General features: G+C 62.0%; 18 protein-coding genes. 7 read left to right on the forward strand and 11 right to left on the reverse strand.

What is annotated here, in order from left to right:
• Nucleotides 1-2: 2 nt before the first annotated feature.
• Both ACQK2L_RS14690 and ACQK2L_RS14695 read left to right on the forward strand, forming a co-directional pair.
• Nucleotides 3-2,588 carry a PSD1 and planctomycete cytochrome C domain-containing protein gene (locus ACQK2L_RS14690; protein ID WP_425397778.1) on the forward strand — a complete coding sequence of 862 codons (2,586 nt, stop codon included), beginning with the start codon at nucleotides 3-5 and terminating at the stop codon, nucleotides 2,586-2,588.
• 9 nt (nucleotides 2,589-2,597) lie between these two features.
• Nucleotides 2,598-4,013, forward strand: a complete 1,416-nt coding sequence (locus ACQK2L_RS14695; RefSeq protein WP_425397779.1) for a DUF1501 domain-containing protein — start codon at nucleotides 2,598-2,600, stop codon at nucleotides 4,011-4,013.
• Here the strand turns inward: ACQK2L_RS14695 and ACQK2L_RS14700 are convergent.
• Nucleotides 4,005-4,223 (reverse strand): hypothetical protein, encoded by a 219-nt coding sequence (locus ACQK2L_RS14700; RefSeq protein ID WP_425397780.1) that lies wholly within the window; start codon nucleotides 4,221-4,223, stop codon nucleotides 4,005-4,007. The genes ACQK2L_RS14695 and ACQK2L_RS14700 overlap by 9 nt on opposite strands.
• A 224-nt stretch (nucleotides 4,224-4,447) precedes the next feature.
• Between ACQK2L_RS14700 and ACQK2L_RS14705 the strand changes: the two genes are divergently transcribed.
• Nucleotides 4,448-6,805, forward strand: a complete 2,358-nt coding sequence (locus ACQK2L_RS14705; RefSeq protein ID WP_425397781.1) for a hypothetical protein — start codon at nucleotides 4,448-4,450, stop codon at nucleotides 6,803-6,805.
• Between the two features lie 64 nt (nucleotides 6,806-6,869).
• Here ACQK2L_RS14705 and ACQK2L_RS14710 read toward each other — a convergent pair whose 3' ends face one another.
• The 3 genes from ACQK2L_RS14710 to eno form a co-directional block, all read right to left on the reverse strand.
• Nucleotides 6,870-7,358 carry a hypothetical protein gene (locus ACQK2L_RS14710; RefSeq protein ID WP_425397782.1) on the reverse strand — a complete coding sequence of 163 codons (489 nt, stop codon included), beginning with the start codon at nucleotides 7,356-7,358 and terminating at the stop codon, nucleotides 6,870-6,872.
• A 259-nt stretch (nucleotides 7,359-7,617) separates the two neighbouring features.
• Complete coding sequence (locus ACQK2L_RS14715) at nucleotides 7,618-8,253, reverse strand: hypothetical protein (RefSeq protein WP_425397783.1); 636 nt, start codon at nucleotides 8,251-8,253, stop codon at nucleotides 7,618-7,620.
• A gap of 68 nt (nucleotides 8,254-8,321) precedes the next feature.
• Nucleotides 8,322-9,602: a phosphopyruvate hydratase gene (gene eno, locus ACQK2L_RS14720; protein ID WP_425397784.1), complete on the reverse strand. Its 1,281-nt coding sequence runs from the start codon at nucleotides 9,600-9,602 to the stop codon at nucleotides 8,322-8,324.
• Between the two features lie 255 nt (nucleotides 9,603-9,857).
• Between eno and ACQK2L_RS14725 the strand changes: the two genes are divergently transcribed.
• Both ACQK2L_RS14725 and ACQK2L_RS14730 read left to right on the forward strand, forming a co-directional pair.
• On the forward strand, nucleotides 9,858-11,414 hold the full coding sequence (locus ACQK2L_RS14725; RefSeq protein ID WP_425397785.1) for an alpha-L-arabinofuranosidase C-terminal domain-containing protein: 1,557 nt from the start codon (nucleotides 9,858-9,860) through the stop codon (nucleotides 11,412-11,414).
• Nucleotides 11,415-11,443: 29 nt separating this feature from the next.
• Nucleotides 11,444-13,363 (forward strand): DUF5060 domain-containing protein, encoded by a 1,920-nt coding sequence (locus ACQK2L_RS14730; protein ID WP_425397786.1) that lies wholly within the window; start codon nucleotides 11,444-11,446, stop codon nucleotides 13,361-13,363.
• 144 nt (nucleotides 13,364-13,507) lie between these two features.
• Here ACQK2L_RS14730 and ACQK2L_RS14735 read toward each other — a convergent pair whose 3' ends face one another.
• Nucleotides 13,508-15,598 (reverse strand): elongation factor G, encoded by a 2,091-nt coding sequence (locus ACQK2L_RS14735; RefSeq protein WP_425397787.1) that lies wholly within the window; start codon nucleotides 15,596-15,598, stop codon nucleotides 13,508-13,510.
• Nucleotides 15,599-15,725: 127 nt separating this feature from the next.
• The gene (hisA, locus tag ACQK2L_RS14740) at nucleotides 15,726-16,457 is read right to left on the reverse strand and encodes a 1-(5-phosphoribosyl)-5-[(5-phosphoribosylamino)methylideneamino]imidazole-4-carboxamide isomerase (RefSeq protein WP_425397788.1); all 732 of its coding nucleotides are present in this window, start codon (nucleotides 16,455-16,457) and stop codon (nucleotides 15,726-15,728) included.
• Nucleotides 16,458-16,607: 150 nt separating this feature from the next.
• Between hisA and ACQK2L_RS14745 the strand changes: the two genes are divergently transcribed.
• Nucleotides 16,608-19,034 (forward strand): PVC-type heme-binding CxxCH protein, encoded by a 2,427-nt coding sequence (locus ACQK2L_RS14745; protein ID WP_425397789.1) that lies wholly within the window; start codon nucleotides 16,608-16,610, stop codon nucleotides 19,032-19,034.
• 140 nt (nucleotides 19,035-19,174) lie between these two features.
• On the opposite strand, the gene ACQK2L_RS14750 is transcribed toward ACQK2L_RS14745, so the two are convergent.
• The 3 genes from ACQK2L_RS14750 to ACQK2L_RS14760 form a co-directional block, all read right to left on the reverse strand.
• Nucleotides 19,175-19,714: a hypothetical protein gene (locus ACQK2L_RS14750; RefSeq protein WP_425397790.1), complete on the reverse strand. Its 540-nt coding sequence runs from the start codon at nucleotides 19,712-19,714 to the stop codon at nucleotides 19,175-19,177.
• Nucleotides 19,715-19,832: 118 nt separating this feature from the next.
• Complete coding sequence (gene hisH / locus ACQK2L_RS14755; protein ID WP_425397791.1) at nucleotides 19,833-20,438, reverse strand: imidazole glycerol phosphate synthase subunit HisH; 606 nt, start codon at nucleotides 20,436-20,438, stop codon at nucleotides 19,833-19,835.
• Nucleotides 20,439-20,657: 219 nt separating this feature from the next.
• Nucleotides 20,658-21,527, reverse strand: coding sequence for an OmpA family protein (locus ACQK2L_RS14760; RefSeq protein ID WP_425397792.1), 870 nt, complete (start codon nucleotides 21,525-21,527; stop codon nucleotides 20,658-20,660).
• Nucleotides 21,528-21,767: 240 nt separating this feature from the next.
• Between ACQK2L_RS14760 and ACQK2L_RS14765 the strand changes: the two genes are divergently transcribed.
• Entirely contained in the window at nucleotides 21,768-24,065 is a 2,298-nt protein-coding gene (locus ACQK2L_RS14765; RefSeq protein WP_425397793.1) for a mechanosensitive ion channel domain-containing protein, read from the forward strand.
• A gap of 3 nt (nucleotides 24,066-24,068) precedes the next feature.
• On the opposite strand, the gene ACQK2L_RS14770 is transcribed toward ACQK2L_RS14765, so the two are convergent.
• On the reverse strand, nucleotides 24,069-24,551 hold the full coding sequence (locus ACQK2L_RS14770; RefSeq protein ID WP_425397794.1) for a hypothetical protein: 483 nt from the start codon (nucleotides 24,549-24,551) through the stop codon (nucleotides 24,069-24,071).
• A gap of 44 nt (nucleotides 24,552-24,595) precedes the next feature.
• Nucleotides 24,596-25,930 (reverse strand): prepilin peptidase, encoded by a 1,335-nt coding sequence (locus ACQK2L_RS14775; RefSeq protein WP_425397795.1) that lies wholly within the window; start codon nucleotides 25,928-25,930, stop codon nucleotides 24,596-24,598.
• Between the last annotated feature and the right edge of the window lies 1 nt (nucleotide 25,931).

Raw genomic sequence — 25,931 nt, forward strand, 5'->3', positions numbered from 1 at the left:
CGATGAATCGTCCCCTTAAGCTTCTGGCTGCGGCGATGGCTCTTAGCCCGCTGTTGGTGCGCACCGCGGCGGCCGATGAAGGGGTCGACTTCTTCGAGCAACACATCCGCCCGGTGCTGGTGGAATCGTGTTACGGCTGCCACTCAGGGGCCGATGGCACGACCGAAGGCGAACTGGCCCTCGACAATCGGGCGAGCATGCTCCGCGGTGGGCGCGGTGGAGCGATCGTCGTACCGGGTAAGCCGGATGAAAGCCGGCTCCTGAAGGCCATCGAATACCATGACGCGGCCCTGCAGATGCCGCCGGACGAGAGACTCTCCGACGAAGCGATCGCCGCGTTCCGCCAATGGATCGCCATGGGCGCGCCCGACCCGCGGGACGGCGCCGCGCCAGAACTCGACACCATCGCCAGCCGCGCAGACGAGCATTGGGCATTCCAAAAGCCCGTTCGGCCCGAGGTTCCGGAAGACGCAACCGGTTGGAGCCGCAGCGACGTTGATCGTTTGATCGTTGCGAAGCTCGCCGCAGCAGAACTCAAACCGTCTCCGCAGGCATCGAAGCGGACGCTCATCGAGCGGCTGTACTTCGACCTGGTGGGTCTCGCGCCGACGCAGGAAGAGATCGAGCAGTTCGTCGCCGACGACGATCCCGAAGCGTACCACAAGCTCGTCGACCGCTTGCTGGCCTCTCCGCAATTCGGCGAACGTTGGGCGCGGCATTGGCTCGACCTCGCACGGTTCGCCGATACCAAGGGCTACGTGTTCACCGAGGATCGCACCTTCCCCCACGCCTACAAGTACCGCGACTGGGTGACGAGCGCGATCAACGACGACATGCCGATCGATCGGTTCATGATGTATCAACTGGCAGCCGATCGCATGATCGACTCGCCGGACGAACAGCACCACGTCGCCGCGCAAGGCTTTGTGACGCTCGGCCGGCGGTTTGTGAACAACAAGCACGACATCGTCGCCGACCGCATCGACGTGGTGTTCCGCGGCATGATGGGATTGTCGGTCGCCTGCGCGCGATGCCACGATCATAAGTACGATCCGGTGAGCGACGAAGACTACTACGCGCTGTATGGCATTCTGCAAAGTTCGCGCGAAGAGCAAGACGACACGCATCCCCTGCGGCTGGTGGATAAGGACAAGCCTGAGAACGTCGGCGTGTTCATTCGCGGCGCGGCGCACAATCGCGGGCCGATCGTCGAGCGCGGCTTCCCCAAGTTCTTCGCCAGCTTTGCTAAAGATGTCGAAGCAGGCAGCGGCCGGTTAGAGCTGGCCGAAGCGATCGTCCACCCCGACAACCCGCTTACCGCCCGCGTGTTCGCGAATCGCGTGTGGGGACACTTATTCGGGGAGCAACTGGTCGGCACGCCGAGCGACTTTGGGCTGCGATGCGACGCTCCGCGCCAGCAACAGGTGCTCGATCTGTTGGCGGTGGATTTTCAGTCGAGCGGTTGGTCGCTGAAACAACTGGTGCGGCAGCTCGTGACTTCCAGCACCTACCAGCAGTCGAGCACCGCGAGCGACGAACTGCTGGCGGCCGATGCCGAAAACGCCCTGTGGGGTCGGGCGAATCGCCGCCGGCTCGATTTCGAATCGCTGCGGGATCGACTGCTCGCGGTAGCCGACCAACTCGACACCCGCGTTGGTGGTGAGTCGGAAAACATCACCGCTGGCAACGGTGGCTCGCGTCGCACGCTCTACGCCCACATCGATCGGCAGAACCTGCCGAACCTGTTCCGCACGTTCGACTTCGCCAGCCCCGACGCCCACTCGCCCGAGCGTGCCCACACGCTGGTGCCGCAGCAGGCGTTGTACCTGATGAACGGCGGGCTGGCCGAGCGCGTGGCCACTGCGCTGAGTAACTCCACCGCTGACGCTCCATCCGACCAACAGCGCGTCGAGCAGTTGTACGAGCGGATCCTCGCACGCAAACCGTCCGCCGGCGAGATAGAGCTTGCGCGGCAGTTCATCGCCCGCCAGATGCCCGAGACCTTGCCGCCCGACGAGTGGAGTTATGGTTTCGGCGGGATCGACGCGGGCTACGTGCAATTCGAGCCGATGCCGCACTTCATCGAAAATCGCTGGCAGGCCAAGGACAAATTTCCGGCCGACGACAGTTTTGGTTACGTGTCGGTCAGCAACAGCGGAGGCCACCCAGGGCGAGCGCCCGACTTGAGTTCCATCCGTCGCTGGACCGCGCCGCGAGAAGGTACGCTGGTGATCGAGGGACGCCTGCACCGCCCTGAGCAAAAGGGCGATGGTGTGGATGGCCTGGTGGTTTCGTCGCGACAAGGCATCGTCGGGCAGTGGACCATCGAACACGGACAGCGCGCCACGCCGGTGCGGCTCGAACGTGTGGAGCCAGGTGAGCACATCGACTTCGTCGTGGCCTGCCGCGGCAACGATGCTTACGACAGCTACCAATGGCGGGCCACTGTGACGCTCGAAACACCCGGCGACCGCCAGACTTGGAGCACCGAACAAGGCTTCCACGGCCCGCAAGCCGAGCCGCTCGACCTGTGGTCGCAACTGGCCCAAGTGCTGTTGATGTCGAACGAATTCTTATACGTGGACTGAAAGACCATCATGCCGCACCGCCCCCTACCCACCGTTTCGCGCCGCGAATTCTTCGCCACTGCCGGCATGGGCATGGGCGCGATGATGGCCGGTGGACTCCTCGCTGAGAGTGCGCAAGGCGCGACCGATCCGTTCGCGGTTCGCACGCCCCACTTTCCGGGCAAGGCGAAGCATGTCATTCACTTGTTTATGAACGGCGGTCCTTCGCACGTCGACACGTTCGACCCCAAGCCGATCCTCGACCGCTACGAAGGCAAGCCGCTGCCATATAAGAACCCCGGCACCGAACGCCCAACGGGCGGAGCGTTGCCCTCGCCGTTCAAGTTTCGCAAGTACGGGCAGAGTGGCATCGATGTGAGCGAGCTGTTTCCGCACGTCGCGGAGAACATCGATGACATCTGCGTGGTCCGCTCGATGCACGCCGACGTGCCGAATCATGAACCGTCGCTCCTGCTGATGAATTGCGGCGACGGGCGGTTGATTCGGCCGAGCTTTGGCTCGTGGGTCACCTACGGGCTGGGGAGCTTGAACAAAAACCTGCCAGCGTTTGTGTCGCTCTGCCCGGGCTACCCGATTCAAGAGTCGCAAAACTGGCAAGCCGGTTTCCTGCCGGGCGTGTACCAGGCGACGTACGTCAACACGCGGCACCAGCAGGTCGAGCAGTTGATCGACAACATCAAGAACAACCGCGTCGCAAGGCGCGATCAGCGCAGTCAGCTCGATTTGCTCACCGCCCTGAACGAGCAACACGCTAGCGAGCGCCAGGGCGATCCACAACTCGAGCAACAGATGCAGTCGTTCGAACTAGCGTACAGGATGCAGATCGAAGCAACCGACGCGTTCGACGTGACGCGCGAGCCGCAGCATATTCTCGACATGTACGGCTCCGGCTTGCAGGCGCGGCAGATGCTCGTCGCGCGGCGGTTGGTGGAACGCGGGGTGCGATTCGTCCAATGTTGGCACGGCGATGGCCAGCCTTGGGACCACCACGACGACATCGCCGTGGGCCACGCCCGACTGGCGAAAGAAAGCGATCAGGCAATCGGCGCTCTGCTGACCGACCTCAAGCAGCGCGGCCTGTTGGACGAGACGCTCATCCTGTGGGGCGGCGAGTTCGGCCGCACGCCGGTGGTCGAGCTACCGAAGAAGGGTTCGAACCAGGGCAAGATGAACGGCCGCGACCACAACCACCACGGGTTCACCGTGTGGATGGCGGGCGGCGGCATCCAAGGCGGCCAAGTGTATGGCAATACCGACGAGTTCGGCTTCCGTGCCGAAGAGAAGCCGGTGCACGTGCACGACCTGCACGCCACGATGCTGCACTGCCTGGGCTTCGACCACGAGCGACTCACCTACCGCTACGCTGGCCGCGACTTCCGTTTGACCGATGTGCACGGCAACGTGGTTCGCGATTTGCTAGCCTAAGTTCTGGCAGATCTGGCGCAACAACTCAGCAGCGGTCTGCTGTTCGACCTCCGCGATCCTTGCATCGACTCGCTCGAACTGCTCCGTGTTTCGGTCCGTCGGCGCGATCGTAGCGCGGTGGGCTCGCAGCACTCGCACCTTGGCAGCACGCACCTCTTCGGCTGCTGCTAGCAACTTGGTAACCGAGGCATCGCTGTTCAGCAACCGCACGAGGGCTGCTTTCCGCCGAGCAAGCTGCTGTCTTCTTGGTGTAGTGGGGGATGTAGTTCATGAGCCGAACATGGCGAGTGGTTCTCTCCAATGGACCGACAACCAGCGGAATTGAAAGGTTCGTCACACAGCGCACTCTTTTGTTGCGATTACACGCCGGACGCCCTAGAATCGACCTACGGGCCTCGGCCATCCATTTTTTACAGGAACATAGAGGGGCAAATATGTTGACGTCGCGTGTTGCCAATGTTGCGTTGTTGCTCTCGACTTGCTTAGTCACCGCGGTCCACGCCAAAGAGGGGAAGCGCGAGGCGGAGGTCATTCGCAACGTCGAAACGGCGATCGGCCGTGGCGGCTTTGGAGAGATCTACCGAGTACACGTGGTCGGTGTGGCAGTCGATCCACAGGGCGATCCGGTGGCCGGCGCACGAGTATTTGCTGTCGACACGCCCGACATCGGCGCCGTGGGGCACGAATCACCCCCCATCGAAACCAAGTCGGACAACGACGGCCGCTTTGAGTTCGAGCTGGAGGTGCTCGCAGGGCGTGAACCGTCCGTGCCGAAGAGCGAGGCCACGGTTGGCGAGTTTTGCGTGTACGGGGTGGCCGACGGGTTTGGTTTTACTTGGGCGCCCGAGACAAAGTTCATCGGGCGGCGTTTGGAGGAAGCCGAGAGCGACGAAAGCTCACCCGACTACCATATCGACCACAGCCCAGCGGTGAAGCTCGAGTTCAGCCCGCCGGCGGTGTGGGAAGGCATGCTGACCGACGATGAGGGCCAGCCGCTTGCCGATGCGCTAGTGCAAGTCGGATTCATCCAAGAGCCGCCTCGACGCCCAGGGCGAGGTGGTTGGCGCTGTCGGTACTCGACCGATCCAGGTAATCGCAACGTTCCGCCGGTCGAATTTGCAGCGATACGCCATCTTCCCGCCGAGTATCGCCAGGCGCGCACCGACCAGCTGGGCCACTTCTCGCTGCCACAGCTTCGCGACAGTACCGATTACCTGGCCTTGGTCGATCCGGGGCCCGAGTTCGACCACAAGTCGTTCACGTTAATCACGGCCCAGCGACCAGAAGCTACCGACCCCCGTGGCACAGTCTACGCGGGCGATGGAATTTACGTCGGTGTGTTCGACCGTCCGCGAGAGGTGCAGATTCATGTGGTCCAAGGCAAGGGACAACCAGTGGCGGGCGCGAGAGTGTCGGCCCACGGACAGCAAGCACGCCAGAGGGGCGCTAGTGCGGTGGCGGACGAAACCGGACTGGCGTCGTTGAAGTTGCCACCTGGCGAGTACCAGTTGATGCTCGAGCCACCATTGGGCGCGGCGCTGCTGTTGCAGAAAGCCACCATCACGGTGGGCCGCCAGCCAAGTGTCGAGCAGCAATTCCGGCTGCCGGCAGCGGCGCGAGTTACGGTGCGAGCCGTCGACGTAAACGACGGCTCGCCCATCTCCGGCGTGCTTTTCCGATACCAGACCGAGTCGATGGACAAGCCACACCTGCTATCGTCCGAACAGATCGTGTGCGATTATCGCTCGACGAATTCCGCAGGCGAGATCCATGCAATCCTGCCTCCTGGAGAAGTGCAGATCCTCACCTTGACCAACCCCCGCGGCCTAACGCCGGAGACAACCGAATCGGAGCCGCTTCAACTAGCACCCGGCGCGCCGACCGAAGTTGTGTTTCGGTTCGAACGGGTTGCGTCAGAAGTCCCAACCGAAGAATCGCGCCTACCGGAGATGGCCGCCGAGATCACCAAGCAGCAGGAACTGCTCATTCAATCGCGAGGTATCGCGACGGTACGGCGCTATTTGAGCTCGTGCGATCTGGCCTTAGGCGAAATTCGCGCGTCGCTTGACGCGGTGCCAGCAAGCTCGGTGCCCGACATTGGCGCGATGTACAAGCAGTGGACTGGAACCGAGTTGCGGATGTCGCAGCGGCGACTGACCTTCGACGGTACACGACGTAAGAGCGAGAGGCTTCCCGTCGACGAAGATCCATCGCCGGGCATCGACTACATGCTCTTCAATGGAAGCGAAGGTGCGTGGTACGACGCAGGCAATCGTCAGATCACGATTCAGCCCCAGGATCGATTTCGCATGCACGTCGACAGCCTGTTCGACTGCGTGACGCTGTTGTCCCCACGCACGCTAAGTGTTGGAGAAGTGGTTGGCGATGAGTACGTTGTCGTCGACGCGTCCGAATCGTCCAAGGCCGAGATCGCCGCCGACAAGTCGACTGGTTTCTTGTACCGTCAGATTGTTACCTCCAACAGTGGCAGCGGTCGGGCCATCTGGCAGTTTGGCGCTACCGAATACAAGAACGGCCTGCGACTGCCCAAGCTTCACATCGAGGCCCGTATGCGCGACGGCAAGGTGGCGATGCTCGACATGACCGAGATCCAGAGCGCCGAGTTCGTCGACGAGCTACCCGCCGATGCGTTCGCAGCGCCCGTCCCCGGCGGCACGGTGGTGGTGGACTACCACGGGCTGACCGGCAACGGCCCCGGAAGCCCAGAAGTACGCCGCATCGCCGGCCCGCTCACCGACGCCTGCTGGTACGTACTTCGGCGGGCGCAGTGATCGGGGCCATTGAGTTTTCCGAAGCGACAGAGTGGGTGCGGGAGTGGATGTAAGGAGCAGACCATCACACATCCGTGTTGGTTGGCGGCGTGGCGCCACTAGCGCTCATCTGCGCGATCACCTGCCACGCCCCCAAACCCAGCCCAGCGAACGCCAACACGTAGCCGATGCCGAGGGTGGCGTCGCCGCCGAGCGTCGTCAACAGGCCCACGACAAAGAACAGTCCCACCACTGCCAGGGCCACCAACAGTGCAGCCGAGGGAACCTTGGTTACGTCCGCAGCGTTCAGCGCGGCCAGTGCAATCGTCGCAGCGCCAGCAATCGCGAGCAGCCAAATAGGTGTCTTCACGCCCATCGTGATCGAGCCGTTCAGTCCGGTCACGTTCATGCTGATCGTAGGCGTCGGCATGTTGAAACTGCCACCACCAAATAGCCCGCCATTGAAATTCAATTGAGCATTGTTAATCGTCAGCCAGGTGGTAGGCAGCGAACACAACAACAACCCTGCGCCAATCGCGCATAGCACCACTTGATTCTTATTGGCTCCGCGCATGGATCGATCCTCCCCGTTGGAATAGGTGAACACTCAGGACGGAATACTCCGTCGCTCACTTATTCGCTCGGATGATCAGAATCTTGGTCGGCCAGGGAGCTACCGCAGTGGCACGACTGCCCTGCGGAACTCCTCCGCGGCGGGAGTAACAGAATCGGGCGGTCCCGCACAGATGAACTGAATCAGGTGTCCGCCATGTCGCTTCACGGTTTTGCCGCAAGCTTGCGCAATCTAGCAAGGCGCAAGCGTGGGTAGGCAGCTACTCTGTAAACAAGATATCTTCTTCAGTTAACCCAGCGGGAAACTCACCGTACGCGAAACTGGCGAAGCTCGTGCCAACAGCGAACTCCGGTAGACCAATCGCTTGAATGAGGTCGTGATGGCGTTCTACTTCAAACACGTACTTGTCGCCTGTTTGCTGGCAGCGTTGCAGAATTGACTCGACCTCTGCTGCGCGATTGCTACCGAACGCCTCACATAGTTTCAGGGCGTTCCCACCTTTCGGTGGCGGGGGCGATGGGAGTTTCCTAGCAGCCGCAGCCAGATCGTCCGGGCTGCCGATGGCCCCCCAATCGAGTCCTTTCATAGAGTCAAAATCAAAATAACCTGGATTGGAGTCATACTCGTCCTCCAGAGCGCCGGAGACATGCAGCCAGTATTTCAGAATGTCGTCATCGTGGTTAAGCACTGACAAGCACGGACACGAGAGTGATTTGGACACACTCGCTGCAAGCTGCAAGATAACGGCGTCGTCCTGTGAGTCGGAAGCCTCGTCGAATACGACAACACACTCTTTTAGATAAGGAGTTGCCGCTGCTCGGCGACCCTTCAGCGCATGGGCGACATCCTGTTGGCTGGGTCCGCGGAGCGTGTAATTGACGTAGAAGTTCCCCACAATGCCCTCCACTTCAACTGCGGCGAACCAGTCGTTCCAAGCCCTACAAACAAGCTGCTAGCAAAACCCTACAGCTTTGCAGCAAACTTGGGCCCGCCGTACGTGGCGGCCGAGCCGAGCATTTCTTCGATGCGGAGTAGCTGGTTGTACTTCGCCATGCGGTCGCTGCGACTGGCCGAGCCGGTCTTGATCTGACCAGTGGCACAGGCCACGGCCAGGTCGGCGATGGTGCTGTCCTCGGTCTCGCCCGAGCGGTGCGAAGCGATGCTGGTGTAGCTGTTGTCGTGGGCGAGATTGATCGCATCGATCGTCTCGGTGAGGGTACCGATCTGGTTGACCTTGATCAAGATCGAATTGCCGATGCCCTCGTCGATGCCGCGTTGCAGCCGCTCGACGTTGGTGACGAACAGGTCGTCGCCCACCAGTTGGCACTTGCTGCCAATCTTGTCGGTCAGCTGCTTCCAACCGGCCCAGTCGTCTTCGCTGCAACCGTCTTCGATGCTGCAGATGGGGAACTTCTCAACCCAGCTCGCGAGCAGGTCGACCATGCCGGTGGGATCGAGTTCCTTGCCATCGATCTTGTAGATGTTCTTGTCGGTGTCGAAGAACTCGGTGGCCGCGCAGTCCATGGCGAACCAAACCTGCTCGCCCGGCTTGTAACCAGCCTTCTCGATCGCGGTCAGGATCACGTCGAACGCTTCGGCGTTGGCCTTCAGGTCTGGTGCGAAGCCACCCTCGTCGCCCACCGCGGTGTTCAGTCCCTTATCGCTCAGCACCTTCTTCAGGTTGTGGAAGATTTCGGTGCCGCAGCGGAGCGCTTCGCTGAAGTTGTCGAAGCCCAGCGGCATGACCATGAACTCCTGGATGTCGACCGAATTGTCGGCGTGCTCACCGCCGTTCAGGATGTTCATCATCGGCGCCGGCAGCAGTCGGGCGTTCGAGCCTCCGAGATAGCGGTACAGCGGCAGACCACAGAACTTGGCGGCCGCGTGCGCGGTGGCAAGCGACACACCGAGGATGGCGTTCGCACCCAGGTTCTTCTTGTTGGGCGTGCCGTCCAGGTCCATCATCATCTGGTCGATGCCCACCTGGTCGAGCGCGTCCATGCCTTCCAGCTCGTCGGCGATCTTCTCGTTCACATTCGTGACGGCCGTCTGCACGCCCTTGCCCATGTAGAAGCCCTTATCGCCGTCGCGGAGCTCCCACGCTTCGTGAGCACCGGTGCTCGCTCCGCTAGGCACGGCGGCGGTGCCGACGGAGCCATCGGCCAGCGTCACATCCACCTCAACGGTGGGATTTCCGCGGCTGTCGAGAATCTGGCGTGCATGAATGTCGATGATCGTGGACATGGGGGCCTCTTGAAGTGATGAAGATATGCGGAGTTCCTGGGGCCGAAGCTGCATTTGCGGCAATCTTCGCTCTGGGAACGGAAGTTCGTCTTTACGCCGCCATTTTAAGGTCCCCCCGCCCGGTGTCGAGGGCGGGCGGACCCCGCTGGGTTTCACAGTGTGACCAGACTGTCCGATTCCGCACGCTGCAGCTAACTGTTCTGTTAAGATGGGGCAAACTCCTCCGGCTCCCATCGCAACCCAGGAATATCAGGCGTGACGCAACCCAGGATCTCTCGACGCACCGCTCTCGGAACCATCACCACCGCCGCAGCCATGGCAGCCAGTGGCCAATCGGCATGGGGCCAGCCGCGTGGTAGGGCACCCGCAAATCTGGTAGTCGACCCCACGCCCACCTATGAGCTTTCGCCCTACTTGTACATGCAGTTCATGGAGCCGTTGGGGGCGACCGATGGATCCGTGGAGGCGGCCTGGGACCATGCCGAGATGCGGTGGCGGCCTGACGTGATCGAGACCACGCGCGAGCTTGGTCCCTCGCTCATGCGGTGGGGTGGCATCTACACCGACTACTACCGCTGGCGCGAAGGTGTCGGGCCGCGCTCCGAGCGGCCGCCGATGTACAACCTACTGTGGGGCGGCATCGAGTCGAATCAGGTTGGCACCGGCGAGTTCGTCGACTTTTGCCGGCAGGTGAACGCCGACGCGCTGATGTGCGTGAACTTCGAGTCGGACGGCCGCGAGCGGTACATGAATTTCCAAGGCAGCGTCCGCACTGCTGGCGCCGGCGAGGCGGCCGACTGGGTTTCCTACTGCAACGACGCCAGCCATCCGCTGCGGGCCGCGCATGGCTCGCCCGAGGCCTACAACATTCGGATGTGGCAGATCGGCAACGAAACGTCGTACGACCGAAACGGCTTCGACCTCGATACCACTGCACGGAAGACTGTGGAGTTCGCCAAGGCGATGCGCGAGCGCGATCCCACTATCCAACTCATCGGCTGGGGCGATAGCGGTTGGGCGCCGCGAATGGCCGAGGTCGCCGGCGAGCACCTCGACTACCTGGCGTTCCATCACATGTTCAACCCCGACGATCACCGCGATCCTGTCTTGAAGAACTTGGAGTATCGCAAGGACCCCGCGCGGACCTGGGATCAACTGATGAACGCCTGGAAGCCGCATGACACGAAGATTCGCGAAGTGCGCGACTCATTGGGCGGCGCGGACATTCCGCTCGCCATGACCGAATGCCACTTCGACATCCCGGGCCGCGACCGCTGCGACGTTTCCAGCACGTGGGCCGCCGGCGTGTCGTACGCCCGGATCTTGAACAACCATCAGCGGCACGGCGACGTGCTGAAGATCGCCACCGCGGCCGACTTCTGCGGCACCCGCTGGCAGGTGAACGCGGTGATGATTCCCGTGCCGGCATTCCGTGGCAAGGCGTTCATGATGCCAGTCGCCCGGGTGATGAGCCTCTACCGCCGGCACAGCGGCACCCACACTGCCAACTTGACGAACACGCCCGATGGGCTCGACATCGTTTCGAGCGTGGATGGAAACAAAGTCTACCTGCATGTGGTCAACACCGAGCGGACCAAAGACATTTCTACCACCCTGGCGATCGCCGGCCGAAAGATCACCGGCGGCACGGTGCACCAGATCGTCACCGACCCGATGAACGAAGTAACGCGCTACAACCCGGACGACATCGCCCCGGTCGAGCGACAAATGGAGGGCAATCTGGCCGAGTGGACCTTCCCGGCCGCGAGTGTCTCGGCGATGGTGCTGGATGTTGAGTCCATCGAAACTTAAAGCACGTTCCAGGTAGAAGAGAATCTGCAATGCGGCCACTCGGACAGATTGTACTGCTAGTCATTTGCGTGCTCACCGCATGCTGCAACGCCGAGGAGTTTCCTCCGTACAACACGAAGGATGGCCGCGGCGAAGTATTCGTTTCTGGAGAACAAAAGCTGTGGCACAACGTCACGTTCAACTTCAGTGGCCCCTACGCCAGCGAATCTGACAGCGAGCCCAATCCGTTTACCGACTACCGCTTCGAAGTTGAGTTCACCCACGAGACGGGCTCGCCGCGCTACGTCGTGCCGGGCTACTTCGCGGCCGATGGTCACGCTAAAGACTCTTCGGCGAAGGAAGGCAACTGCTGGCGCGCCCACCTGGCGCCCGATCACGCGGGCAGCTGGACTTACGTCGTGCGGTTTCGCCAAGGGAAGAACGCGGCGGTAGCTGACAAAGCGTCAAGCGTCCCCGTTAAGCCCTTCGATGGAGTACGGGGTAGCTTCGGCGTCGCGAGGTCCGACAAGACGGGTCGCGACTGGCGGGCACATGGTCGGCTCGAGTACGTGGGCGAGCGGTACCTCCGCACGGCCGGCTCGGGGCGCTACTTCCTGAAAACTGGCGCCGACGCGCCGGAAACTTTGCTGGCATACGCCGACTTCGATGGAACCGTCACGCAAAAACCCAAGCGTGCACCATTGAAAACCTGGAAACCGCACGTCAAAGACTGGCAACGCGGCGATCCGACGTGGAAGGATGGCAAAGGCAAAGGCCTGATTGGCGCCATCAACTACCTGTCGGGCAAAGGCTGCAACGCCTTCTCGTTTCTCACTTACAACGCGGGTGGCGACGGGGACAACGTGTGGCCGTTCGTCGATCGCGACGACAAGCTGCATTACGACTGCAGCAAGCTCGACCAGTGGGGCGTGGTATTCGACCACGCGACGCAGAAAGGAATGTACTTGCACTTCAAACTACAAGAAACCGAAAACGACGACCAGCGGACCGGCAATAGAAATAAGAGTGGCCGCGTGCCGGAAGCGCTGGACGGCGGCAAGCTCGGCGTTGAACGAAAACTGTACCTCCGCGAGTTGATCGCGCGGTTTGGTCATCAACTGGCGCTCAACTGGAACCTGGGCGAGGAGAACACGCAATCGGTTGACGAACAGCGGGCCATGTTGGACTACATCGATTCGGTCGATCCTTATGGCCACCTCCGCGTGATGCACACGTACCCAAACCAGCAAGACCAACAGTATCGCCCCCTGCTGGGCGATGCCTCGCGGCTGACCGGTGTGTCACTTCAAAACAGTCACATTCGCGACACCCATCATCAAACCGTGAAATGGGTGAAGGAGTCGACCGACGCGGGCAAGCCGTGGGTTGTGGCGTTCGACGAGTCGGGCTCCGCGGCGCATGGGCAGTGCCCTGACTTAGGCTATCGAGGTTTCGACGGGACCGATTCCAAGGGCAAGTACATCTACACCGAGCACGACGTCCGCCGGCAGACCTTGTGGGGCAACTTGATGGCAGGCGGCGCGGGCGTGGAATATTACTTTGGCTACGACTTCGCCGAGAACGACCTGTTGTGCGAAGACTGGCGCAGTCGCGACCATAGCTGGGACTACTGCCGCATCGCCATCGAGTTCCTGGGCTCGGGCGAGATTCCGTTCTGGGAGGCCACCAACCGAGACGACCTGGTCGGCAATCCCAAGCACGACAACAGCGCCTACTGCCTGGCCAAGCCGGGCGAGTTCTATCTGGTGTACTTGCCCACCGGCGGCGAGCGGCAGATCGATCTATCCGACGCCGACGGAGAATTCAGCGTCGAGTGGTTCAGCCCCCGCACCGGCGGCACAACTCAGAGCGGCAAGCCAGTCGTAGGTGGCGCCAAGCGAACACTCGGTCCGCCACCGAGCGACGCGGGGGAGGATTGGCTGGTGGTGTTGAAGGCGATTCCAGGGTAGCGGCGACGCCGCAACCCTTCGCTGGGAGCCGCAATGCCTTCGGCATATCCCGAAGGGATTCCGTCCATCAGCCCAGTGTTGCGGCTACGCCGCTACGCTGGGGGGTACGTCTGGAACGCCGCGTGATCAGGCTACCGCGGCAAGCTACTCCTCGTCCGCCTTCACCTTGGCGTTGGCCAGAATCTCCGCCTGCACGTTGCCCGGCACGGCTTCGTAGTTGGCGAATTCCATGGTGTAGCTGCCTTGGCCGCCGGTCATGCTGCTGAGTGTGCGGGCGTAGGTGGTCACTTCGCCCAGCGGGCACTTGGCTTCGACGGTGGTCATGCCGCCGCCGGCCGAGTCCATGCCGACCATCTGGCCGCGACGCCCTGCCAGGTCGCTAGAGACGTCGCCCACGTTGTCGGCCGGCACGGTGATGTGCATCATCACCATCGGTTCGAGCAACACGGGTCGGGCTTTCTGGAACACCTCAGCGAACGCCTTGGCGGCGGCCATTTTGAAGGCCGTTTCGTTCGAGTCCACGGGGTGATCTTTGCCGAAGTGCACTTCGACGCAGACGTCCTGTACCTTGCAGCCGGCGATCACGCCGTTGGTGATCCGCTCGAGGAAACCCTTTTCGATGGCCGGCATGAAGTTGCCAGGGATCGCTCCGCCCACCACCGTATCGACCCACAGGAAGTTCGACTTTTCGTGGTAGTGCACGTTCTTGAGTTGCGGGAACCGCGCCTTCGTTGCGTACTCATCGATGTCGGTTCCCTCGGGCAAGGGGTACATGCGGATGTGCACCTCGGCAAACTGCCCTGCCCCGCCGCTCTGCTTCTTGTGGCGGTACATGCCCTCCGCGTCCTGCTGGATCGTTTCGCGATAGGGAATCTTGGGGTCGTGCGTTTCGATCTCCACGTGGTCGCGCCGCTTGAGCCGTTCCTGAATCAGTTGCAGGTGCAATTCGCTCATGCCGGTGAGCACGGTCTCGTGCGTCTCTTCGTCGTGCTCGACGTGAATCGTGGGATCTTCCTCGGCCAGCTTGTGCAGCGACGCGGAAAGCTTGGTCTCGTCGCCACGACTCTTGGGCGACACGGCCAGCCCGACCATCGGCATGGGGAACTTGATCGGCGGCAGGGTCACTTCGCCGAGCGTTACGCCGGTGTGCAACACTTCGCTCTTGGCGATGGCGACGATTTCGCCGGGGCCGGCCGAATCGACCGGCTCGGACTTCTCGCCCTGCATCTTCAGCAGTTGACCGACCTTCATGCCCTTCCGTTCGCCTGGCGTTTCGACGGTGTCGTCTTTCTTCAGGGTACCGGAGATCACGCGGATGAAGCTCAGCTTCTGCACGAACGGGTCGATGCGGGTGCGGAACACCTGGGCGGCCAGCGGCGCCGAGGCATCGGGCTTCAGCGTCACGGTATCGCCATCCTTCTTGGCGGTCCGCTCGACATCGGCCGGCGTCAGGGTGACCTGCGTCAGCAGGTCCAGCAGTTCGGTGGTACCGACATCGTTCTTGGCCGACACGCAAACCACTGGCGTGAGCAATCCGGCGGCGATGCCTTTGGCGGCCAACTTCATCAGTTGCTCGGTGCTGGGAATCTCGCCCTCGAAGTACTTCTCCATCATCTCATCGTCGATCTCGATGATGGTCTCCACCGCCTTCTCGTTCAGCTCGGCAACGTCCATCACCGCGCCGCTGGTGTCGGAGGGTGGATTGATGGTGCTAACGACGCCCTTGAGGTCTTCGCCGGTGCCGAGCGGCACGTTGAACAATACGCACTGGGGTCCAAATACTTCGCCGATGGTCTCCATCAGCCCCGGCAGGTCGACACTGTGATCGTCGATCTTGGTGATGCAGAGAATCCGCCCCAGGTTGCGATCACCGGCTTCCTTCCACACGCGGCGGGTGTTCACTTTGATACCGGCATGGCCGTCGATGGCGATCAGAGCGTTGTCCACACCGCGCAGCGCGCCAATGGTCTGGCCGATCAAGTCCGGATAGCCGGGCGTGTCGATGAGCGTGAGCTCTTTGCCGTTGTGCGTGCAGTGCGTGATGGCCGCTTCGATGGAATGCTTATGGTGTTTCTCTTCTTCGTCGAAGTCGCAAATGCTCGTGCCGTTCTCGACATTGGGATTGCCCGTGACGGCGCCCGTCTTTATCAGCAAGTGATCCACCAGCGAGGTTTTCCCCGCCGATCCGTGGCCGCAGACAGCGATGTTCCTCAGGTCATCGACTTGCTTAGACATACATAGCTCCATTCGTTGAGAAGAGAACAGCCTGCCGCTCGCGGGAAGCTGGTTCTTTGTAATCTACCGCTTGTACATTCCGGCCGCTGCGAGCAACACGGGTTGGCTCGCCGATGGCCGTCCGCTGTTAACTCTTTCCGGCGGCCGCGTTGGCCACCGCAATTGCCTCGCTCAGTTCAAACGCTTCCTCATAAAGTGCCCGCCCAATGATGGCCGCCGCCAGGCCCGCGGTAGCGAGTGCGCGGACGTCATCGATGGTGGTCACCCCGCCGGAAGCCACCACCGGCAGGTTCACCGCGTCTTGCATTTCCTTCATCGCCGAAACGTTGGGGCCCGACATCATGCCGTCGGTGGCAATGTCGGTGTAGACAATGGCCGCCAGTGGTTCGGTTTCGAATTGCCCCGCCAACTCCACCGCCGAGATGCTGCTGGTCTCCAGCCATCCGTCGGTGGCCACCAACCCGTCGCGGGCGTCGATGCCGAGGACCAGCTTGCCGGGATACTGCTGGCACGTTTCGCGAAACCACTCCGGGCGTTTGATGGCCGAAGTACCTACCACCAGGCGATCGATGCCAAAAGCCAGCAGCTCCGCGATCGACTGCTCGTCGCGTACCCCGCCGCCAAGCTCGCATTGCATGTCCACACCCGCTACGATGTCTTGCACCGCGGGCAGGTTGACCGGCAAGCCTTCCCGAGCGCCGTCGAGGTCGACGATGTGCAGGTGCTTGGCGCCGGCTGCCTGAAACGACTTAGCCACCGAGACCGGGTCGTCGTTGAACACGGTCTCCTGGGCATAGTCGCCTTGGCGCAGCCGCACGCACTTACCCCCTCGCAAGTCGATGGCCGGCCAAATCTGCATACCCACAGCGCTCCTATCGCCCATGTTCCGTATCAAATGAACCCTAAATATCGCAAATCGCCGGTGCCGGTTCAAGTAGCTCGCCAGTGCAGTGCGCCAGGGTCAAAAACCAGCCTTCCAGTTTCCAAGACGGTCATTCCCGGAGTCAATATGCGACACGTGCTCTACTTATTGCTGGCTGCGATATGGTCACACACACTGGGCATTTACGCACACGCTGCGGAGCCACGAGTGCTGGTCGATGGGTTCACGCTTGAGCGCATCGCCAGCGAACCCGACATTGTGACCCCCGTGGCCGTGGCTTTCGATCGGTCGGGCGCCATGCTAGTCGTCGAGTCGCACACGCATAAACGACCCGACGAGTACGACGGCCCCACCAGCGATCGCATTCGACGCTTCGCCGACACTAACGGCGATGGCAAGTTCGACACTTGGAGCACGTACGCCGATGGCTTGCGTCATGCGATGAACCTCGTCGTGCGAAGCGACGGCGCGGTGGTCGTGGTGACGCGCGGCGATGTGTTCCTGCTACGGGATACCGACGACGACAACGTGGCCGACGAGCGAACGACGCTCGTGCACCTCGAAACCAACATCGACTATCCACACAACGCGCTGGGCGGGTTTACTTTTGATCGCGAGGGAGGTTTCTATCTGGGCCTCGGCGAGAACTTTGGCGGCGCGTATAAGCTGATCGGCAGCGATGGAAGCGCGTTCGCCGACTCGGGCGGCACTGGCATGGTGTTTCACTTCGACGGCGACGGATCGCACCTTACCCGCGTCGCGCAGGGCTTTTGGAATCCGTTCGGGTTGTGCATGGTGGGCTGGCATACGCTGTTCGCGGTAGACAACGACCCCGACGCCAGCCCGCCGTGCCGATTGATCCACGTGGTGCCGACCGGCGACTACGGACATCGTTGGGAGTACGGCCGCGCCGGCGTGCACCCGCTGCAAGCCTGGGACGGCGAACTGCCCGGCACCCTACCGATGATCTGCGGCACCGGCGAAGCACCCTGCGCGGTGGTGCCCCACAACGGCTACCTGTGGGTCACCAGTTGGGGCGATCATCGCATCGAACGCTACAAACTGGCGGCCGATGGCATGTCGTTCTCGGCCACGTGCGACATCGTCGTCCAGGGCGACGAGGATTTTCGCCCGACCGGTTGCGCGGTCGGTCCCGATGGAGCACTGTACTTTGCCGACTGGGTTTCGCGCAGTTATCCCGTGCACGGCAAGGGACGCATTTGGCGGTTGGAAGATTCAACGCCCATCGAGTTGGATGCGGAGCAATGGCCGGCCGTGCAGGAGGTGGTTCGCAATCGCAACCTGTCCGATCCAATCAACAAAGCCGATCAAACAGACCCGTTCGCCAGACAGATTATCGTAGAGACGTTAAACGAGGGTGATGCCCGTAAGATTGGACCGCTTCCTCGTTTCCGCCTTGCAACTTTGCAGTATCTCCGCTGGCAGGGCGTTGATGACGAGCCCGAGTTGCTCCGCGACGCGCTTGCCAATCCAGATCCCGATGTCCGCTTGTACGCGGTCCGATGGATTGCCGACAATCACCTCACCGAGTTCCGTGACGAGGTGGCCGCGCTGCTCGAGGGCGAGATTCCCGACCAGCGGTATTACTTGTGCATCTTGGGCGCGATTCATTGGCTCGACAGCAATCGCGAGACGCCGCCGAAAACGGTGGTCGATGGGCTGCTCGCCCGCGAATTGCGCAATTCCCGCCGTCCCGACGACATCAAGGCGCTCGCCCTGCGGTTGATCTCGCCGACGCACAAACAACTAACGCTCGACACGCTGAATGGGTACATCGAAGGACCGCATGCCGGCTTGCGGACCGAAGCGGTGCGCACCTTGGCGCTGGGCAGCCACGCCGAGCGGTTTCAGTACCTGGCGAAGGTGGCGGGCGACGAGACGGTGGCCCCTGATGTGCGGGCCGACGCGGTAGCAGGATTAGCCGCTGGGCCGGAGCACTTTCAGCCGCTGTTGGAGCGGCTTTCGGCGAGCGACCTGGAAATGGTCGCCAAAGAGGCCATGCGCGTTCGCCGTCTGAAGGGTGAACTCGAAGTGCCCGAGGAGTTTAAACCGGAGATTACCGACCTCGATACCTGGCTGGCGCTCACCGACGGCCGGGGCGACGAGGCGTCCGGCCGACGGTTGTTCCACAGCACGCTCGGCCCCAAGTGCGCAACGTGCCACACGATCGATGGCCGCGGCGGCACCTACGGCCCCGACCTCACGCGTTACTCCGCCAACCACGACCGCCGGCAGGCCCTCACGGCCATCCTCCACCCCAGCCGCGACATCGCTCCGCGGTACGTGCCGTGGGTGCTGGAGACCGACGAAGGCAAAACGCTTGTCGGCTTGCGTTTACCACTCCCCGGCGACGGTGGCACCGAACCTTACATCGACACCGATGGCAAACGGATCGACCTGAAGAGCGAACAAATCGAATTCCGTGAGCCCTCGAAGAACTCCATCATGCCCGACGGGTTGGAGAAGACGATGACCGTCCAGGACGTGGCCGACATCCTGGCATTCCTGCTGGAGCGGAACGAAAACGAATAGTCCAATCTGTTTACGAACAAGACATGTCATTCTGAGGGAAGCGCAGCGCCCCGAAGAATCTCGCCTGCCCGTCAATCAGTTTTCGGAACACTAATCAGCGCTAATCTTCACTAATAGTTATTAGCGCAGATTAGCGAAAATTAGCGTTCCGAAACACAATTCACCACACTTTCACGCTCCAACTCATCGTACTCCGCTTCGATTTCGTCGTAGTAGTCAGCGAGTCGATAATCGCGGTGGGCGTGCTTCCAGTCCACTAGAGCCTGAAGTATCGCCGGGTTCTGCAGCGCGGCGCTGGCAACTTCGGCGACTTTCAAGTTCGGAATGTGCCTGCGCGGGTTGAGAAGCTGCGCCGCGGCATCGGCGCCTATCAGGTGATACGCCAGCGCGAAGGCCAGCGCAGCACTGCGGGACTGGCCTGCGCGGCAAGTTACCACGCACGCTTCTGATTCCTCGACGAACTCCATCGCTCGCAAGACATCCGCCTGCTCGACAAGGCGCTTGCACTGCTCGGCTGAGGTGATGTCGTCGAACCTCAGTACAACGTGCCGCTGGGCGAAGTCAGAGATTCGTGGAGAGAGCGCTAGATCGGAATCGAGAATCGCAATGGCGTCCCACACTCTGGGGTCCGCCTGCAAAAGCTGGCTCGCCTGCAGATAGCTACCAAATGTGATTTTCATCGATCGTACTAGATCACTGATCTGCGCTAATCGCGCAGATTGGGGACTACAACTCGTTAGGCAAGCGAGATTCTTCGGGGCGCTGCGCTTCCCTCAGAATGACAGCAAGCCGTTCCACCTACAACGCCGCAAAGTTCTCCAGCAACTTTAAACCCACCTTTTGGCTCTTCTCGGGGTGGAACTGCGTGGCGTACAGCTTGCCTTGTTGGATGCTGCTGGTGAACGGTTCGGGGTAGTCGGTCGTGGTGGCGGTGACCTGCGGGTCGGTGGGCACGACGTAGTAGGAGTGGACGAAGTAGAAGTACGCGCCCTGGTCGATGCCTTCGTACAGCGGCGAGTCCTGCTGCTTGGTGATTTGGTTCCAGCCCATGTGCGGCACCTTGTACTCGCGGGGCACCTCGAAGCGGACCACCTCGCCCGGCAGAATGCCGAGCCCCTCGTGCTGGCCGTCTTCGTAGCTGGTTTCGAACAGCAGCTGCATGCCGAGACAGATACCGAGCGTCGGTGTGCCGGCGGCCACCGCCTGGCGAATGGGCTCGATGAGCTTTCGCTCGCGCAGCGCGGCCATCGCATCGGCATACGCCCCCACGCCGGGCAGGATCAGCTTGTCCGCTGCAGCGATCGCCTGCGGGTCGTCGGTCACCTGAGCCTCGTGCCCTACCTTCTCCAGCGCCTTCTGAACGCTGCGAAGGTTGCCCATTTCGTAGTTGATGATGGCGATCAAGGGAGGGACTGGGGGCTAGGGGCTGGGGACTTGTGGGGCTGAATTTGGGTGGCTGGGGTCGAGCTCCGCGAGCCCCCCCAGAACCAACATCAACCAGACCGAACGCAACCTAGTGTATCCCAAGTTCACTTGCGATGAGAGAGCCCAATAGCACAGCCGCCTCGGCTGTGCCTTGAAGAACCACTACAGCCGGGGTGGCCATAGTATCGGCTGCCCGAGTTAGCGGCGGCGTGTGGTTTCGGGATAGACCACCAACTCGATGCGGCGATTTTGAGCCTGGCCAGCCGGGGTAGCGTTGGAGACCAGCGGGTGGTTGGCCCCGTGGCCGATGACGAACAACTGCTCGGGCGACGCGCCGAGCGACTGCCGCAGTTGCTCGTACACCACGGTGGCCTGGGCCACCGACAGATGATGCGGCGTGGGATACTGGCCCGACAGGCCGGTTTGGCTGTCGGTGTGCCCCTCGATGCCGATGCGATGCTCGGGGTAGTTCGCCAACAGGTCGGACGCCACGTTGCGAACTAGTTGATCGGCGCCAGCCTGCATTTGCGGGCTGCCCTGCACAAACAGCGCGTCGCCAGCGATCGTCACGCGGATCGTGTCGCCATCCTGACGCACACTAACGCCCTCGATGTTGGCCGACTGCAGCGGCTTGAGCAACGTATTGTTGGCGCGAATCTCCGCTCCCACCGGCGACGGCACACTATTGCTGGCCGTGAGCGCCTGGGTGCGGTTCTGCAACTGCTGGTTATCGGCCGCCAGTTGCTGGTTGTTCTGTTGTAGCGCGGCCAGTCGGTCGGTCGTGGCCTGCAACTGTTGCTGCATGGCGACCGTTTGGTCGCGCATCAATCGCTCCTGCTGCCGCGACTGGGCGAGCAGGGCTTCGAGTTCTTGATTGTCGCGATCGAGCGCGTCGGCCCGCTGCTGCAACTGGTGCTGCGTGGCAGCCAATTGTTGTTGCTGCTGTGGCGAAAGCGCGATCGGCTGCCCCTGCGGTGCGCCCTTGGGCGTAAACACAACCCGCCCGCAACCGCTCGTCATGAGAACGAGCAGCAATAGCCAGGCGGTAGTGGCGTAACGAAACGTCATCGAATCACTGAGAAGTCGGGACACACGAGCCAGCGTCGGTCAGCTTCAGCGCGCGGACTGTAGCAGTCGCTGGTGGCGGCCACAATAGCAAGCATCACGAGTGGCAATAGGTCGCCAGTGGCCGCCAGCACTGCTTGCACACCTCGCGCGCCACCTATCTCGCGCTACGCTTCACTTGACGTCGGACCCGGCGATTCAGTACTTTTCGCCCTCCCCCCTGCCCATTCCACCGAGGGATCGATGGTCCGATCCATTCCTGCCGCTATCGCATCACTTACGGCCGTGCTGGCGGCTGCGCCGTGGGCGGTGTGCCTCGGCGAGGCCCCGGTGGTTGCCGGCCCGCTATTGGTTGCCGCCGAACAAACAGTTGCTCCCACGCCCGAAGAACAGACGCTTGCCGAAGAGCGGCAAGAAGTCGCCGAGCGACTCCGCGTGGCGCAACGCTCGCTGCCGGAACCAGATACCGGCGACCAGCAGACTCCGGAGCCAACTTCGCGAGAGGTCGAGCTCCTGAAACAAAAGGACCTGGTGCTGCAGCAGCGGGAAGCGGCCGAGCAGTTCAAAAAGGAACTCGAAGAAAGTCGCGCGGAGGTCCAGCGGCAACTGGACAACCTTCGCCAGAATGGACCCGATGCCGAGAAGCCTTACTCGTTCCTCTACTTGGAGTCGCTTAACGACTCACTGGCGGCGGAGCACGACCGTCTGAAGTCGCGCGAGGCAGCCACCCAAGCTTCGAAAGAATCGCACGAACGCGCGAAGACCGTAGCCGAGGACGCAGCCAAAGAGCGACGCCGCGCGGCCGAACGCGTCAAGACAAACGAAGACGGCACAGAAGCCGGCGAGCTGGCTCTGGAACTAAAGTACGCCACGCTCGAAAGCGAGTTGGCCGCGGCCGTCGTGGAACTGCGACGACTCGATGTGGAGAATGAGAAGTACATTGAGCAGACCAAAAAGCTCGAAGCCCAGCTGCTGGAAGAGACGGTTGCCATCGTCGAACAGGACGTCAACTTCTCGTCGGTCGACCTGCAGAAGCAACTGGTCGAACTTGATCAGCTCAAGAAGGAAATCAATAGCGAACTGGAAACCAACGAGGCGGGGCGTCGCTATCTCGACGAACAATGGAGCACCGCCCGACGCCGTTTGGACGAAGCCGCCGACCCGTCGGGCGCACTCCGGGCCGAGGTCGAAGCCCGCGAACAGGCGCGGTCGCTTCGCACCGAAGAAAAGCAGATGCTCAGCGACCAACTGCAGTGGTTGGTGCCGATGCGGCAGACCTGGAACCGTCGCTACCGTATCGCGACCGGCGACTACACCACGACAGAACTGACCGACTGGGAAGACAACGCCGAGTCGCTGGTCGACGAGCTGAGCTACGAGCGAAAGCTAATCGACGCCCGCATCGACGAGCTACGCTCGAGCCTGGCGGCGGTCGACCGGCGGATGAAGGATACCAGCGAGGACGACGCCCAGGTGCGTCGCTGGCTGCGTGACCAACAGCGGACCTTGCGAGCGGGCATCGAGTTCTACAACGACTCGTACATCCGCCTCGACGCCGCGACTCGGCTGCACGAAAAGCTGCTGCTCGAAATCGAACGCCGCAGCTCCCACTTCTCCTTCGGGCAGTGGGTAAGCGTGTACTGGCAGAAGATTGGGGACATTTGGTCGTACGAACTCACCAGCACCCGGGACGATAATCCGATCACCGTGGGCAAGGTAGTGCTGGGCGCGCTGCTGCTAGTGCTGGGATTCGCCATCTCGAAACGATTGAGCCGCTTCTTCGGTCGCCGCGTCCTGCCCCGTTTGGGCGTGCAGGAAGGCGCGGCGCACGCACTCGGCTCGCTCACGTTCTACGCCCTGGTGTGCTGCGCCACGCTGGTTGCTCTGCGACTGGTGAACGTACCTCTTACGCTGTTCACGTTCCTGGGCGGTGCCATCGCGATCGGCGTGGGCTTCGGCAGCCAGCGGCCGATCAACAACTTCCTCAGCGGTCTGATCCTGCTCACCGAGCGCCCCGTGCGCGTGGGCGACATGATTCAGTTGGGCGACTTGAACGGCATCGTCGAGTCGATTGGCACCCGCAGCACGCGACTGCGAACCGAAACCAACCTGGAAGTCATCGTCCCCAACAGCGCGCTGGTGGAGAACAATGTCTCGAACTGGACGCTATCCGACCCGACCATTCGCTCCGTGGTCAAAGTGGGCGTGCAGTACGGCACGCCGACCGACAAGGTGATCGAGATACTGGAGTCGGTGGCCGAACAACACATTCGCGTGCTCGACGCGCCGGAGCCGTTTGCCTGGTTCACGGGGTTCGGCGACAACGCGTTGGAGTTCGAACTGCACTTCTATTTGGTATTTCGCAGTCTCACCGAACAAAAGCGGATTCAAAGCGAGCTACGACTGGAGATCGAGCGACGCTTCCGCGAGGCGCACATCGTGGTCGCCTTCCCGCAGCGCGACGTACATCTCGATACCACCAAACCGCTGCAGATCCACGTCACCGGCGATGCACCAAGCGGCAAGCGAAAAGCCGCGTAGCTCTCAGGCCGTAAGACAGCCAGCCGGGTACTGACCGTAGAACCGGCGGATGAAGTTGCGGTGCCACCGCTGCGGCTTGTGCGGCTCCCAGCCCCACCGCTGCATCAGTCGATCGCTCAGGCGGATGTTGGCAGCGTCGCACACGATCGCGTCGGTCCGCTTGATGGCTGCAATCTGGTCCAAGGCCGCCAGCGCCGCGCGGAACGTGGCGTAGCTGCTCCCCTCGGTCGACACGATGTACTTCAGCGCCAGGAAGTTTTCCATGCCGCGTGGCTGATTGAAGTACAACCGGCAGCGATCCTGTGGCCCGCGCGCGTGGAACTTCAGTCGCACCGGCCACACCTCGGGCAGCGAGATGAGCTTTGGCAGCGGGCGGTATTCCAGCGAGTGAAACTCGCCGTTGCGGCTTTCGATCACCCCGTACCGGCCGCGCGCAACCTGGTCACGATCAGTAAGCAGATCACGAATCGGGGTAAACCAAAGCATGGCAGGGTGAACCGGCTGGGGAGACTTAGCACCCCAAACCTAGGTCACTCTGCTTCAGGCGCCGCGAGAAAACGGTCCTTCAACGCCTGCCAAACCGCTAGAATCGCGCCACACAGAACCAAACAGACCACCAACACGGCCGGCACCAGCCACGGCACGGCAAACGCCAACACCGCCCGATCCCAGACGTCGGCCCAGCGGATGATCACAAACACGGTCGCTGCGCACAGGAACGGGCCGTAGGGCAGTTCGTTCTCCTTGCGAGCGATGAGCTGCACCAGCCCGTACGCCAGCGCGGCAAACGGCGCGAGGAAGAACACAACAACCCCCGCCTGCCAACCGATCAGCGTGCCGATCATCATCATCAGTAGCACGTCGCCAAAGCCCATTGCCTCCTTGCGCAGCGCCGCGCCCGCGAAGATGCGAATCAACCACACCACACCACCGGAGCCTACCAAGCCCACCAGCGCGGTGAGCAACCCCACCCAAGCGGGTCCGCCCCACCACCACACGGCAACCACTGCCGCGGTACCGATGGCTGTCACTTCGCGAAGCGGCTGGGCCCACCATTCGCGCATCACGCGGGCGAAGAAGTGCCGCACCGCGCGCAAGAAGCCTCGTCGCCGCAGCCAACTACGTCGTACGAACGCGAAACACCAAAGCCAATAACAAGCGAGCGCTAGTACCAGCGAATTCCAGTTCGGCGCGGCAGCCAGCGTGGCGGGCCACTCGCTTGAAGCGGCAAGATGGACTGGTTCGAGGTAGAAGTGCGTAGGCGCGCCCGCTCGGTCGACGAGTTGCTGCCCTGCGATAGGTGGCACCTTAGGCATCGTAATCTGTGGCAACAGCGCCATCGGCGCGAGCGTCGCCAGAACGAGTCCAAAGATAGTACCCGGAACGGTGATCACATCGGGGATGATGCGGTCGTCGGCGTCGATGAACGTGGCGGCCAGCATGAACCAGATCAGCACCGCGTGCGCGAGGAACTCGAGATGCGTCGCGACAGCGAACTGCTCGACGGGGAACTTCCCGATGGCGCCGGCGGCTTGCCCTGCAATGAGCCCTAGCGCTTCGGTCTCCCACCAATAGAGCCACGCCAGGCCAAGCGGGAAGATCAGCTCGATCATCATCGGCCGCACCCAATGGCCGGCGCCGTGGTGCTTGGCCTCGCGCCGCAGGAACCACCACCCGACGATCGGAATGCGGTCGGCCCAGGAGCGAGGGCCCACTTCCGGCGGCTTCGATTGCCAGGGCGAGCGGAGCCGCAGGTCCCATCCGAATTGGTAGATAGCCGCGTTGGCCAGCGACGCCAGTACCGACGCGATCACGAACACCAGGGCGAGCCGTGCGGCTAGCGGGATGTCCAGTATCAACTGCATG

This window comes from Aeoliella sp., assembly GCF_965227375.1.
In the GTDB taxonomy this organism is placed as follows: domain Bacteria; phylum Planctomycetota; class Planctomycetia; order Pirellulales; family Lacipirellulaceae; genus Aeoliella.

What these genes read in the sequence shown, in the direction of transcription:
- ACQK2L_RS14750 (WP_425397790.1), bottom strand. Translation starts at nt 19,714, where the DNA reads ATGAAAATCACATTTGGTAGCTATCTGCAGGCGAGCCAGCTTTTGCAG.
- ACQK2L_RS14775 (WP_425397795.1), bottom strand. Translation starts at nt 25,930, where the DNA reads ATGCAGTTGATACTGGACATCCCGCTAGCCGCACGGCTCGCCCTGGTG.
- ACQK2L_RS14735 (WP_425397787.1), bottom strand. Translation starts at nt 15,598, where the DNA reads ATGTCTAAGCAAGTCGATGACCTGAGGAACATCGCTGTCTGCGGCCAC.
- ACQK2L_RS14760 (WP_425397792.1), bottom strand. Translation starts at nt 21,527, where the DNA reads ATGACGTTTCGTTACGCCACTACCGCCTGGCTATTGCTGCTCGTTCTC.
- ACQK2L_RS14765 (WP_425397793.1), top strand. Translation starts at nt 21,768, where the DNA reads ATGGTCCGATCCATTCCTGCCGCTATCGCATCACTTACGGCCGTGCTG.
- ACQK2L_RS14690 (WP_425397778.1), top strand. Translation starts at nt 3, where the DNA reads ATGAATCGTCCCCTTAAGCTTCTGGCTGCGGCGATGGCTCTTAGCCCG.
- hisA (WP_425397788.1), bottom strand. Translation starts at nt 16,457, where the DNA reads ATGCAGATTTGGCCGGCCATCGACTTGCGAGGGGGTAAGTGCGTGCGG.
- ACQK2L_RS14730 (WP_425397786.1), top strand. Translation starts at nt 11,444, where the DNA reads ATGCGGCCACTCGGACAGATTGTACTGCTAGTCATTTGCGTGCTCACC.
- ACQK2L_RS14770 (WP_425397794.1), bottom strand. Translation starts at nt 24,551, where the DNA reads ATGCTTTGGTTTACCCCGATTCGTGATCTGCTTACTGATCGTGACCAG.
- ACQK2L_RS14745 (WP_425397789.1), top strand. Translation starts at nt 16,608, where the DNA reads ATGCGACACGTGCTCTACTTATTGCTGGCTGCGATATGGTCACACACA.
- eno (WP_425397784.1), bottom strand. Translation starts at nt 9,602, where the DNA reads ATGTCCACGATCATCGACATTCATGCACGCCAGATTCTCGACAGCCGC.
- ACQK2L_RS14710 (WP_425397782.1), bottom strand. Translation starts at nt 7,358, where the DNA reads ATGCGCGGAGCCAATAAGAATCAAGTGGTGCTATGCGCGATTGGCGCA.
- ACQK2L_RS14695 (WP_425397779.1), top strand. Translation starts at nt 2,598, where the DNA reads ATGCCGCACCGCCCCCTACCCACCGTTTCGCGCCGCGAATTCTTCGCC.
- ACQK2L_RS14705 (WP_425397781.1), top strand. Translation starts at nt 4,448, where the DNA reads ATGTTGACGTCGCGTGTTGCCAATGTTGCGTTGTTGCTCTCGACTTGC.